Annotated in this window: 15 protein-coding genes and 2 pseudogenes; 13 read left to right on the forward strand and 4 right to left on the reverse strand. The window is 43.0% G+C overall.

What is annotated here, in order from left to right; genetic code table 11:
- Positions 1-46: 46 nt before the first annotated feature.
- The gene (locus H8796_RS12805; RefSeq protein WP_233530400.1) at positions 47-505 is read right to left on the reverse strand and encodes a hypothetical protein; all 459 of its coding nucleotides are present in this window, start codon (positions 503-505) and stop codon (positions 47-49) included.
- Positions 506-640: 135 nt separating this feature from the next.
- On the opposite strand from H8796_RS12805, the gene H8796_RS12810 reads away from it, so the two are divergent.
- The gene (locus tag H8796_RS12810; RefSeq protein WP_147340118.1) at positions 641-1033 is read left to right on the forward strand and encodes a DUF5640 domain-containing protein; all 393 of its coding nucleotides are present in this window, start codon (positions 641-643) and stop codon (positions 1031-1033) included.
- Between the two features lie 512 nt (positions 1034-1545).
- The gene (locus H8796_RS12815) at positions 1546-2112 is read left to right on the forward strand and encodes a nucleosidase (RefSeq protein ID WP_117936626.1); all 567 of its coding nucleotides are present in this window, start codon (positions 1546-1548) and stop codon (positions 2110-2112) included.
- Here H8796_RS12815 and H8796_RS12820 read toward each other — a convergent pair.
- Positions 2082-2441 carry a YbaN family protein gene (locus H8796_RS12820; RefSeq protein ID WP_004301938.1) on the reverse strand — a complete coding sequence of 120 codons (360 nt, stop codon included), beginning with the start codon at positions 2439-2441 and terminating at the stop codon, positions 2082-2084. The two genes, H8796_RS12815 and H8796_RS12820, sit on opposite strands and share 31 nt — an antisense overlap.
- Before the next feature lie 129 nt (positions 2442-2570).
- Between H8796_RS12820 and H8796_RS12825 the strand changes: the two genes are divergently transcribed.
- From H8796_RS12825 to H8796_RS12875, 11 genes and pseudogenes are all read left to right on the forward strand, one after another.
- A complete protein-coding gene (locus H8796_RS12825) occupies positions 2571-2927 on the forward strand; it encodes a 6-carboxytetrahydropterin synthase (RefSeq protein ID WP_117936628.1) in 357 nt (118 codons plus the stop codon).
- A gap of 20 nt (positions 2928-2947) precedes the next feature.
- Positions 2948-3493, forward strand: a complete 546-nt coding sequence (locus H8796_RS12830; RefSeq protein ID WP_117936630.1) for a radical SAM protein — start codon at positions 2948-2950, stop codon at positions 3491-3493.
- Between the two features lie 52 nt (positions 3494-3545).
- Positions 3546-4286 (forward strand): (Fe-S)-binding protein, encoded by a 741-nt coding sequence (locus H8796_RS12835; RefSeq protein WP_117936632.1) that lies wholly within the window; start codon positions 3546-3548, stop codon positions 4284-4286.
- Complete coding sequence (locus tag H8796_RS12840) at positions 4283-5668, forward strand: lactate utilization protein B (protein WP_117936634.1); 1386 nt, start codon at positions 4283-4285, stop codon at positions 5666-5668. The genes H8796_RS12835 and H8796_RS12840 overlap by 4 nt, the downstream gene beginning before the upstream one ends.
- Entirely contained in the window at positions 5665-6246 is a 582-nt protein-coding gene (locus H8796_RS12845; RefSeq protein WP_004301943.1) for an LUD domain-containing protein, read from the forward strand. The genes H8796_RS12840 and H8796_RS12845 overlap by 4 nt, the downstream gene beginning before the upstream one ends.
- Positions 6247-6381: 135 nt before the next feature.
- Positions 6382-7254, forward strand: coding sequence for a pyridoxamine kinase (locus H8796_RS12850; protein WP_117936636.1), 873 nt, complete (start codon positions 6382-6384; stop codon positions 7252-7254).
- An 83-nt stretch (positions 7255-7337) separates the two neighbouring features.
- Positions 7338-8003 (forward strand): annotated as a pseudogene (locus H8796_RS12855) (DUF418 domain-containing protein); the annotation flags it as partial.
- Between the two features lie 55 nt (positions 8004-8058).
- Positions 8059-8463: a hypothetical protein gene (locus H8796_RS12860; RefSeq protein WP_117971908.1), complete on the forward strand. Its 405-nt coding sequence runs from the start codon at positions 8059-8061 to the stop codon at positions 8461-8463.
- On the forward strand, positions 8451-8801 hold the full coding sequence (gene tnpB, locus H8796_RS12865; protein ID WP_004296723.1) for an IS66 family insertion sequence element accessory protein TnpB: 351 nt from the start codon (positions 8451-8453) through the stop codon (positions 8799-8801). The genes H8796_RS12860 and tnpB overlap by 13 nt, the downstream gene beginning before the upstream one ends.
- Before the next feature lie 86 nt (positions 8802-8887).
- Positions 8888-10453, forward strand: a complete 1566-nt coding sequence (locus H8796_RS12870; RefSeq protein ID WP_187343802.1) for an IS66 family transposase — start codon at positions 8888-8890, stop codon at positions 10451-10453.
- A gap of 57 nt (positions 10454-10510) precedes the next feature.
- Positions 10511-11044: pseudogene (locus H8796_RS12875) on the forward strand (DUF418 domain-containing protein); the annotation flags it as partial.
- A gap of 10 nt (positions 11045-11054) precedes the next feature.
- Here the strand turns inward: H8796_RS12875 and H8796_RS12880 are convergent.
- Positions 11055-12197, reverse strand: a complete 1143-nt coding sequence (locus H8796_RS12880; RefSeq protein ID WP_117938131.1) for a carboxypeptidase-like regulatory domain-containing protein — start codon at positions 12195-12197, stop codon at positions 11055-11057.
- Positions 12194-12766, reverse strand: coding sequence for an RNA polymerase sigma factor (locus tag H8796_RS12885; protein WP_004301947.1), 573 nt, complete (start codon positions 12764-12766; stop codon positions 12194-12196). Before H8796_RS12885 ends, H8796_RS12880 begins: the two co-directional genes overlap by 4 nt.
- Between the last annotated feature and the right edge of the window lie 80 nt (positions 12767-12846).

The raw sequence follows: 12846 nt of genomic DNA on the forward strand, positions 1-12846 counted from the left end.
CGGTGTTTCTGCTTTTTTCGGAAGGAAAACTGCATTTTATTGCCAATTATTTGAACTTCAGTATTTTGATTGTTCTATTGTCGTGTTTCCATCCTTTCCCTATTTCTGCTTGTTGGTAGACACAACAAAGCAGATTGGTGGACGTGTATAGTCGTTTCACTTGTTCCTTCTTATATAAATTTGCTATTAGAAACGAATCAGTTTTTCCATTCGCATCCAGATAGGGGAGATATGAATTTTCTCCGATAACTTCCTGCAACAAAGTACGTTCACCAATATTGGAGGTTTGTGCCAGTTGAGTTTTCCATCCGTTGAAGATGTGGGAAGCGCCTTGTATCCAACTATCAATCTCATTGGTTGACATACATTCCAGATCCAGGCGGATGGAAGCAATATGTGTCACGGTATTTACTCCCCCTCGGAATCGTCCGATGATTTGAATGGCTTCGGTAGTAGGATCGATAACCGATTGGGTTGCGCCATGCAAATCACTGATGAGAATCACATGTGGCGGGTTTTACATATGATATCCACCGCGGAGTAGAAACATAATCTTCTAATATTTGATATTATATTGATATAATCCGTACCTTTGCGCAGTAAACACAGACAAAATTTACAAACTAAATAATTATATGAAATGAAAAAGATTTTATTTTTGATGATTTTGTTTTTCCCTATCGTATTGAGTAGTTGTTCGTCCGATGATGATGATTGGATTGATTTGAATTCGGAAGATATTGTAGGAACCTGGTCAACAGGTATAGAGGGTACTCATAAATACATTAAGTTTGAGAGTGATGGAACTGGATATTACGCGCTTCTTAGCGGGGCTACCTTTGTGTCTAACTATTTGTTCACCTATCAAATTTCAGGTGATAAAATTAATATCCAAATAACTTATTCTGATGATGGAAATAAGCTTAAAGGACAGAAGCGAGTGTGGGAGTGCTTATTTTCAAAAGATATATTAAAGATAAAAGATGGCTCATTGGAAAATGGCACATATAAAAGACTGGGATATGATGAGTAATTAAATCACTGCATTTTATAGATAATCGTATGTTATGCGGTTAAAATTGGGAAATAAGCCGCAAAGTCTGCGGCTTATTTTCCAATTTTAACTATAACTCCAATTAAATAGCTATTTTTGTGGAAAGAACCAATGATCTGTTTATTCATGAAATAGAAAATTGGACGTCGTTCAGATGGAATGCTGCTTGTTTGTCGGAGCCGATAGCTCGGACAAACAAAGCTATCGGATATCTTTCTGTGTCATCTTCAGAAATAGAGGGAATCATATTAATACTGCGGAAGTACGTTCTTCCGTCGCACGGAAATTAGGTGTAGCTGTACCTGATACAAAAGAACCGACACATTGTATTGACGGATTCCACTGTATATAGAGGACAAAAGACAATAGAAGAAAGAATATCTTCATTGGACAAAATACGTTTTGAACAAAATGAAATGTCGATTGAAGATATTGTATATAAGTATTTTGCATATCTCATTGAATAATTATTTTATGATATAAAGAAACCCATGTTGAAAATATTAGTAACCTACGCCGTCCAAGGCGAATTTGTGGAGATTAAATGGCCGGATATAGAACCTTACTACGTTCGTACAGGTATTGGTAAAGTTAAATCAGCCTTTCATTTGGCAGAGGCAATCCGCCAGGTACAACCGGACTTAGTACTCAATATCGGAAGTGCCGGAACAGTCAACCATCAAGTAGGAGATATCTTTGTCTGCCGCAAGTTCGTAGACCGTGATATGCAGAAAATGAAAGAGTTCGGATTGGAGTGTGAGATTGATTCATCGGCCTTGCTCGAAGAAAAAGGTTATTGCAAGCACTGGACAGAAGAAGGAATCTGTAACACGGGAGATGGCTTTCTGACAGAATTGACTCACGTTAGCGGAGATGTCGTAGACATGGAAGCCTATGCACAGGCATTCGTTTGCCGTTCGAAAGAAATTCCGTTTATTTCCGTGAAATATGTGACTGACATTATTGGTCAGAACTCCGTGAAACATTGGGAAGATAAACTTGCCGATGCCCGACAGGGACTATCACATTACTTCAATGTCTTGAAAGAAAGAATATGATAAGTGACTCCTGCGGCAATCAGTCCCAGGAGAATCTTTACCCATATCAGAGGAATCAGGAAGAAAATGCAATAAAGCATAGTTCCCCACATCAGCACGAGCGAGATTACTTTGGCTCGAAGAGGGATCGCCTTGTTTTCGCGGTAATTGCGGATATAAGGACCGAAGTGCCGATGATTGAGCAGCCAGTTATATAGTCGGGGAGACCCTTTGAAATAAAGGGCAGCGGTGAGTAACAGAAAAGGGGTAGTAGGCAGTAACGGCAGAAAGATGCCGAGAATGCCGAGTGCAAGGGAGATACTACCTAAAACAATATACAGAGTTTTCATGCGGCAAAGATAGTGCAAAAAAAGGGAAAAAATAACACTCTTTGCTGAATGAAAACTCTATTTTATATTACCTTTGTCGTTGCATCGAGGTGACATTAGATGCGTGTAACTATTAAAATACATACACCCATGTTTACAGTAATCAAACGCATGGAGATCTCGGCTTCTCATAAGCTGGTACTCCCGTATCGCAGTAAATGCGCCAGTTTACACGGTCACAACTGGATTATTACCGTCTATTGCCGTTCTATGCGGCTCAACTCCGAAGGAATGGTGGTAGATTTCACTCGTATCAAAGAAGTGGTCATGGAAAAACTCGACCATCAAAATCTGAATGAAGTACTTCCGTTCAATCCCACAGCAGAGAATATCGCCCGGTGGGTGTGCAAACAGATTCCCCAATGCTATAAGGTAGAGGTGCAGGAATCGGAAGGAAACATAGTCATCTATGAGAAAGATTCCGCCAGCGCAGAAGGACAAGAGTAGCAAATTAAACAAGTATGACGATGAGAAAGATTAATGAAATCTTTTACAGTTTGCAGGGCGAAGGTTACCACACCGGAACTCCGGCCATCTTCGTGCGTTTCTCCGGCTGCAACCTGAAATGTGACTTTTGCGACACACAACACGAAGAAGGAACCATGATGACCGATGAAGAAATTATCACCGAAGTGAAAAAATATCCAGCCGTTACCGTTGTCCTCACAGGTGGCGAACCTTCCTTATGGATAGACGACCAATTGATCGACCTTTTGCATCAGGCCGGTAAATATGTGACCATCGAAACCAACGGTACACACCCCTTACCGGCATCTATCGACTGGGTGACCTGCTCACCCAAACAAGGGGCAAAACTGGCAATCGACCGGATGGACGAAGTGAAAGTTGTCTATGAAGGACAAGATATAAGTATTTTTGAACTACTTCCTGCCGAACATTTTTTCCTCCAGCCTTGTTCTTGTAATAACACTGCTTTGACAGTGGACTGTGTAATGCGACATCCCAAATGGAGACTCAGCCTGCAAACACACAAATTAATCGACATCCGTTGAACAAAATAGACGGGTGATACGGAGGAAGCTTAAATTATTACATAATATAGTTATGAAAGTAGGTTTGTTTATTCCTTGTTATATCAATGCCATATATCCCAATGTGGGAGTGGCATCGTATAAACTGTTGAAAAGTTTGGGAGTAGACGTCGATTATCCGTTGGATCAAACCTGTTGCGGACAACCGATGGCAAATGCCGGTTTTGAAGATGAATCGGTGAAATTGGCGCTCCGTTTTGGCGATTTATTCCGGGAGTACGATTACATAGTCGGTCCTTCCGCCAGTTGTGTGGCTTTTGTGAAAGAGAATCATCCGGGCATCTTAGAGAAAGAAGGACATGTTTGTCAGACTGCGGGAAAGATTTGTGATATTTGTGAATTTATTCACGATGTATTGAAACCTTCCAAGATTCCTGCACGCTTTCCTCATAAGGTCAGCATCCATAATAGCTGTCATGGGGTGCGCGAACTGTTTATTTCCGCTCCCTCCGAGATGAATATTCCTTATTACAATAAATTGCGTGATTTGCTCAATCTGGTTGAAGGAATCGAAGTTTTCGAACCCAGCCATATTGACGAGTGTTGCGGCTTTGGCGGAATGTTTGCCGTGGAAGAGCAGGCAGTCTCCGTCTGCATGGGGCGTGATAAGGTGAAAGACCACATGGCCACCGGAGCCGAATATATTGTCGGAGCGGACAGTTCCTGCCTGATGCACATGCAAGGTGTTATCAAACGGGAGCATCTGCCTATTCAGATTATCCATATTGTAGAAATTCTAGCGTCGCAATCATGAGTACAAAACATTCAAAGGCTGCCGAGAAGTTCTTGCAGGACAGCAAGATGGCAGCATGGCATAATGAAACCCTTTGGATGGTCCGTGCCAAAAGGGATAAGATGAGCAAGGAAGTTCCCGAATGGGAAGAGTTGCGCAACAAGGCTTGCGAACTGAAACTATATTCCAACAGTCACCTCGAAGAACTTCTGCTGGAGTTCGAGAAGAACGCTACCGCCAACGGCGCCATTGTGCATTGGGCAAAAGATGCCGATGAATACTGCGCCATTGTCTATGAGATATTGAATGAACATAATGTGCATCATTTCATCAAGAGTAAATCCATGCTCGCCGAAGAGTGCGGATTGAATCCTTTCCTGATGGAGCGGGGCATTGATGTCGTAGAGTCCGATTTGGGCGAACGCATCCTGCAACTGATGCATCTCGAACCGAGTCACATCGTACTGCCTGCCATCCACATCAAACGGGAGCAGGTAGGCGAACTTTTCGAAAAGGAGATGGGAACCGAGGAAGGAAACTTCGACCCTACCTACCTGACTCATGCCGCACGTAAGAACCTGCGCCCTCTCTTCCTGAATGCCGAAGCCGCTATGACAGGGGCCAACTTTGCCGTAGCTTCAACCGGCGACATTGTAGTCTGCACGAATGAGGGAAACGCCGATATGGGTACTTCCTACCCGAAGCTGAACATCGCCGCTTTCGGTATGGAAAAGATTGTTCCGGATTTGGATGCACTGGGCGTATTCACCCGATTGCTTGCCCGTTCGGCTACCGGACAACCGGTGACCACCTACACTTCCCATTACCGCCGTCCTCGCGAAGGCGGTGAATATCATATCATCATCGTAGATAACGGCCGGAGTACATTGCTTTCCAAGCCCGATCATATCAAGACACTGAATTGCATCCGTTGTGGTGCGTGTATGAATACCTGCCCGGTATATCGCCGAAGTGGGGGATACTCTTATACCTATTTTATTCCCGGACCTATCGGTATTAATCTGGGCATGGCTCACGATCCGGAGAAATATTATGATAATCTTTCTGCCTGCTCCCTGTGTATGTCCTGCTCTGATGTTTGTCCGGTGCAAGTTGATTTGGCCGAACAGATTTACAAGTGGCGTCAGGATTTGGACGGACTGGGAAAAGCCAATACAGGAAAGAAGATTATGTCCGGCGGCATGAAGTTCCTGATGGAACGTCCGGCATTGTTCAATGCTGCTTTGTGGGCGGCTCCGGTAGTGAACGGTCTGCCTCGTTTTATGAAATACAACGATCTCGACGATTGGGGAAAAGGGCGTGAACTGCCGGAATTTGCCAAAGAGTCGTTCAATGAAATGTGGAAGAAGAACAAAGTACAGGGAAAGGAGGAATCCAAATGAGCAGCAGAGAAGAGATATTAGCCAGTATTCGCAAGAATACGCAAACTCGTTATGATAAACCGGATATTGCGGATATGGAGCGATTGTCGTATCCTGACAAGATAGAACAATTTTGTGCAATCAGTCGTGCAGTGGGTGGCACGGCAGTGGTATTGGGCGAAGGAGAAGATGTGAATGCGGTAATACGCCGGACTTATCCGGATGCTATGCGCATTGCTTCCGTCTTGCCGGATATTTCCTGCGCGACATTCAATCCCGACAATCTGGATGATCCGAAAGAGTTGGATGGCACCGATGTAGCCGTAGTGAAAGGAGAAATCGGAGTTGCCGAGAACGGAGCCATTTGGATACCGCAGACGGTGAAATATAAAGCTATTTATTTTATCTCGGAAAAGCTGGTTATCCTGCTCGACCGGAATAAAATCGTGAATACCATGTATGATGCTTATCGGGAGCTGGATGGACAGGAATATCAATTCGGAACATTCATCTCCGGTCCTTCAAAGACTGCCGACATTGAACAGGCATTGGTGATGGGAGCACATGGGGCACGGGACGTATTAGTGATATTAATCTAGTGTTTCAAAACAGAGGCTCTATTGGTAGGAAGTAGAGCCTCTGTTCGGTATAAACAGAACTTCTGTTTATTGTAAATAGAGCCTCTGTTCCGGTTCGTTCATAGAAGAGTAGTCAAATGTTTAAATTTAAATGATATGTATGCCAATAAAGTAAAGAAAATAGCCGCCGTTCATGACCTTTCGGGAATGGGACGCGTATCTCTCACTGTCGTTATTCCTATTCTTTCATCTATGGGCTTTCAGGTTTGTCCGCTTCCTACAGCTGTATTATCCAACCATACGCAATATCCCGGTTTCTCCTTCCTCGACCTGACGGATGAAATGCCAAAGATTATTGCCCAGTGGAAGAAACTGGAGGTACAGTTTGACGCTATCTACACCGGATATCTGGGCTCTCCGAAACAGATTCAGATTGTTTCTGATTTTATCAAAGACTTTCGTCAGCCGGATAGCCTGATAGTTGCCGATCCGGTGTTGGGAGATAACGGCCGGCTGTACACTAACTTTGATATGGAGATGGTGAAAGAAATGCGCCACCTGATAACCAAAGCAGATGTGATTACTCCCAATCTGACAGAATTATTTTATTTATTGGATGAACCTTATAAAGCAGACAACACGGATGAAGAGCTGAAAGAATATCTTCGCCTTTTGTCCAATAAAGGTCCGCAAGTGGTTATCATAACCAGTGTCCCTGTGCATGATGAACCCCATAAAACGTCTGTCTACGCTTATAACCGTCAGGGAAACCGCTACTGGAAAGTGACCTGTCCTTATCTGCCTGCACATTATCCCGGTACGGGAGATACTTTTACAAGTGTCATAACCGGCTCTTTGATGCAGGGAGACAGCTTGCCGATGGCATTAGACCGTGCCACTCAATTTATCCTGCAAGGAATCCGTGCCACTTTCGGGTATGAATATGACAATCGGGAGGGGATTTTGTTGGAGAAAGTACTTCACAATCTGGATATGCCGATACAGATGGCCAGTTATGAATTGATTTAATCTTTTACATCCACAAATTTTTGAGTTCCAGATATTTCCTTTACTTTTACCGTCGCTAAAGTAATCTGAAATAATTATATCTAATGACTCAAACACTGAAAACATCCGAACGTCTTGGAGTAGTGGATGCTCTGCGCGGATTTGCCCTTTTGGCAATTGTATTATTACATAATCTGGAGCATTATAATCTGTTTTTTATACCGGAGAATATGCCTGCATGGTTGCAAACGATTGATAAATATGCGTGGGATACCATGTTTTTCTTATTCGCCGGAAAGGCTTACGCTACTTTCTCATTGTTGTTTGGCTTTAGTTTTTACATTCAGTTTCACAATGCGGAGAAGCGTGGCATAGACTTCCGCGGACGATTTGCCTGGCGGTTGTGTTTGCTTTTCCTGTTTGCGCAGTTGCACGCTTTATTCTATAACGGGGATATTCTTTTACTCTATGCAGTAGTAGGCTTTGCATTGATACCTGTTTGCAAGTTAAAAGATAAAACGGTTTTCTGGATTGCCCTGATTCTGCTTCTTCAGCCTTATGAGTGGGGACGTGCCGTTTATGCAATGATAAATTCCGACTATGTAGTAGCAAGCGGTCATTATATGCCTTATGCCATACGTGCGCAGGAGGCAACTGCCAATGGTAATTTCTTCGAAGTGCTCTGTTCTAACATCTCCGACGGACAATTATATAGCAATATCTGGCAAGTAGAAAATGGTCGTTTGTTTGTAAGCGTCTCCGCGATTCTATCTTGTCGCCCTTTTTTCATTCTTATATTTTTGCTATGTATAAAAATGAAGCATTATGGATTTAGCAGAAAATCGATTTGGAAAAACTTGGAAACATTTCCTTGAAGTATTGAAAGTAGACTACAATTGTTCTTTAGCCGATGTTTGCCGCGATCAGCATACCACTTTTGGTGGTATGAGTTCCTGGATGTCCAGACGGGGCTATAGCGTTAAACAAGCCAAGGCAGATGTGGTCCGTGATTATTATGGCGGCGTTGAACCCTCCCAACCGACAACTTCCTCTCCTTCATTCACTCAAATAGCACCCGCCATGTTGTCGGAAGAAGAGTTTAGTCTTGCCGGGATCACAATCACCTTTAACAGTGGAACCACCATTTCGGTCAAACGGGCCACACCCAGTGGTGTTATTAAAATGTTGCGCGATTACGAAAGAAAGGAGGGAGATCCATGTATTCTCTAACATCAGCCAATCGCTACTATCTGTACCAGGGCTTTGTTCGTATGAACCTTGGCATTGACGGTTTATTCAAAATTATACGATCGGAAATGAAGGACTTGTCTCCCGTTTCCGGAGATATCTTTTTATTCTTTGGTAAAAACCGACAAAGTGTAAAAATACTGCGTTGGGATGGCGATGGCTTTCTTCTGTACTACAAGCGCCTCGAAGGTGGAAGTTTTGAGTTACCGACATTTAACCCCAATACAGGTAATTACGAGATTTCTTATCAGGTTTTGTCTTTTATCTTGAATGGAGTGTCATTAAAGTCTGTACGGTTGAGAAAACGTTTTAGGATCTAATACAACATTTTGATTATTAGTTATTTGTACTAAAGATATCATCCGGTTTATTTGGTTAATTTGTTGATTTTTTATATCTTTATGCCATGAAAAAGGATGAGATCATAGAGTTATTGAAGGAACAAATCAAGGGATTACGAGATGACAACAACAGACTCTTGGACCAAATAGATGCTTTGATAAAGGAGGTTTCTTCCCTTAAAGAGGCACTCCTTCAAAAAGGCGAGTCTCTTAGCAAGCAACAGCGCCTTACTAAGGGACTCGCCAAACTTGTATCCAACACATCCGAACAGCAACAGGCTCCCCAATCTGCCATATCCGAAGAAGAGCGGCAGAAGATAGAAGCGGAAAAAGCAGATAAGCGTAAAGCAAGAAAGAACAATGGGGCCAAACGTGACATGCATTATGAGATGGAGGAAGAAGAACATGTCGTTTATCCCGATGATCCCGATTTTGACATCAATAAGGCCCGGTTGTTTACCACTGTTCCCAGAATATGCGTCCGCTATGAATGTGTACCCATGCGCTTCATCAAACATGTCTACAAGATACACACCTATACGCAAGAAGGTCGCCTGTTTGAGGGAAAAACACCGGCTTCGGCCTTCTTGAATTCCAGCTATGACGGTTCATTTATTGCCGGATTGATGGAATTACGTTATATACAATCGCTACCTGTTGAAAGAATCATCAACTACTTCGAGAGTCATGGCTTTACGCTGAAGAAACCTACGGCTCATAAGTTGATAGAAAAAGCCTCAAGCCTCTTCGAAAATCTTTATAAGTGCATCCGGCAGACAGCTTTGAGTGATCCTTATAAGGCAGCCGATGAAACCTATTACAAAATACTCGTCCCGGAAAAGAACAGCAAGGGAAAAAGAGTCAGGAAGGGATACCTTTGGGTGGTTGTCGGCATAAACACCAGGATGATATACCTGCTCTATGATGACGGCTCCCGGTCTGAAAGAGTTATTCTTAACGAATTAGGCGGTTGCAAAGGTATTATACAAAGCGATGGCTACTCACCTTACCGGAAGCTTGAAAGCGATGCTTATCCCAATATCACACGCATCCCGTGCTTGCAACATATAAAACGGAAATTTATAGATTGCGGTGAGAAGGACCCGGATGCAAAAAGAATCGTGGAGCTGATAAACGCACTTTATCAAAACGAGCATAAGCATAAAGTTGGGGTTGAGGGATGGACGGTAGAACAGAATCTTATGCATCGAAAAAAGTATGCGCCGGACATACTCGGAGAAATAAAAGATATGCTTGATGAAATAGAAGAACGGGGGGATTTATTACCTAAGAGCGAACTGCAGGAAGCCATTACCTATCTTCGCAATGAGTGGAATGCAGTGGTGGACATCTTTAATTATGGTGACACTTATCTGGACAACAATATGGTTGAACGGATGAACCGGTACATATCCTTATCAAGAAAAAACTCATTGTTCTTCGGCAGCCATAAGGGGGCCGAACGAGGTACCATACTCTATACGATAGCACTCACTTGTAGGATGCATAAAGTGAATTTATTTGAGTATCTCACGGATGTGATAAACAGAACAGCCGAATGGCAACCGAACACACCAATTGAAAAATACAGGGAACTGCTTCCTGACAGATGGGAAAAGGCTAATGACTAAAAAGGGATCATTAGCCTTTTTATTTTAATACACTATATAGAATCGCGGAGACGCTTACGTTTGTTTCAGACGGCTGCTTTATTCATGTTCGGAATGTTGCTCGGACGCCGGAAATATTTAATAAAGAGCGAAGAATCCGTGCGTTTCTGGAAGAAGATGCTGAAAGGCGCCATCCTTGCGTTCGTTCCTCTCTATTGCCTGAAAACCTTCGTACCGGATTTACTCACTAATCCCTCCATACAAGTTCCTTATAGCATAGCAGTTCCGTCTTATGCCAATTTTGCCTTTATGATTATCCTGGTTTCTATCTTCATCCTGCTTTGGTTTAAGAAAGAGAAAGGATATAGCTGGCAAAGTTTGCTGATTCCTTACGGTCGTATGAGTCTGACCAACTACATATCCCAGTCAATTATGGGAGTTACCATCTATTATGGATTCGGATTAGCGATGTACAAATATGCCGGAGCAACGGCAAGTCTGCTTATTGCATTGCTCATCTTTACCGTTCAGTTGATATTCAGCCGTTGGTGGCTTGCCCGCCATAAACAGGGACCACTTGAGTTCTTGTGGCGTAAAGGAACTTGGATTTAGAGACTTTGTCCTATTCGAATTTGACGGTTATTTCTACTGATTTATTGCCATAAATCCAGTCCGGACCTTCCTGAATCAGGCGGATGGCTTCCTTGTCGGAAGATTCGCAGAGGCTCTCTTTTACTTTGATGTAGAAGGGACGCCCTTCCTTGTTAACCAGAAAAGTTAATACCACTTTCCCTTTCACTTGTGCGCACTTCTCATCCGTCGGACGAACCAGATTCTCCTTCAGGTACTTCTGATATTTGCGTTTACCGATCACAGGTTGCGGAGTCATATCTTTGTCTGCCTGCTCCTTAGCTGTCACGACAGTTGTTGATTTCTTATTTTTATTTGTTCCGTATCCCACTACCGCCACTTCGTTAAGCGTTTGTTTGTTTTCGTTCATGGCAATGAGCATTGTCTGGCTGGTATCTACCGGAATTTCTACCGGATCATATCCGATGAACTGCGCTGTCAACTGTTTTTTACCTTCCTTTTTAACCAGCGAAAACTCTCCGTTCATATTCGTAATGGTTCCGATATTTGTCCCTTTATATGCCACACTGGCCCCGATGATCGGTTCTCCTTTTTCATCGGTCACTTTTCCCTGAATAATGTTGCTGTTAGGGATAGTCACCACTTTAGCCATTCTCATTTTCTTGTCGGAAGCAGACTCGGAAGTATCCATTGTTGCTGCTACTTCTTGCAATTCAGCAGTCTGCTCCAAGGCTTCCTCCATCATCGGTTCTATTACTGCGGATGCGCTCATCTCTTTCTTGTCCGCTCGCGGGGTTACAGGAGCTGCCGGAGTCGCCGGATTTGTAGGAGTTGCCGGCGTTGTAGCTTCAGGCAACTTTGCAGGAACAGACTCTTCAGCGATAAACACTTCATCTGTCATGCTCTTTTTCAGGAACAGGAAATAACTGCTGATACCGAATCCGATCACCAGACACGCAGCGATGCTCCAGGTGATAGCATAAGTGTTCTTTTTCTTTGCCGAATGAGCAGAAACCTGCATCCGCAGTTTCTCGATCCGTTGTTCGTGATTTCCCTCCACTTGGTTGTATCCATCCATAGCATCGGCCAGAAAAGGGTCTTGCATCGACTCTTTTTCCAGCCGGTGTGCCTCTTTTCCTTTGCGGAGTCCTCGTATGTAGTCCAATAGTTTCATAGGGCTTGTTTCTTAATACAAATTTTTAAGTTTCGCTTTCCGTTTTGGATATAGCTTTTCACATTGTTCAGAGTAAATCCGGTCTGTTCTACAATGTCGGCATACGACATTTCCTCTAAAAAGAAACGCGTAATGCTGGTCCGTTGTTCTTCGGGCAACTTTTCGAGACAGTGATGTAATGCCTTTAGTTGTTCCTCTGAACTTTCCTCCTCACTTAATAGATGCAGAAATTCGTCGGATTCCATAACATTAACGGTATAATCTAACGTAATTTCTTTATTTTCCTTTCGTAAAAGTTGCAGGCAATGATTCTTTGCCACCCGGTAGAGCCATGGCTTGAACACTTTTATCTCATAATTTCCCAATTTAGGCAATAAATCTTCAAACAACTGCATGACCGCCTCCTGTGCCCGGTCTTCATCATGCAGATATTTCAGGCAAAGTCCGTATAGTAACGGGATATATCGGTTATATAATTCACCGAAATATTCCGTATCGCCGGACTTCGTATAATGTATTAGTAATTCCTCGTCCGATAGTTTTGATATTTTTCTTTTGAAAAACAACATCTATTGATTGCCAAAGATAGGGATTGGGACTAAAAATAACAACTGTAAGAAGAAAAATAAAAAAAGTTTGATGCTTTTAT

Origin of the sequence: Bacteroides sp. M10 (genome assembly GCF_014334015.1) — a bacterium.
GTDB lineage: Bacteria > Bacteroidota > Bacteroidia > Bacteroidales > Bacteroidaceae > Bacteroides > Bacteroides intestinigallinarum.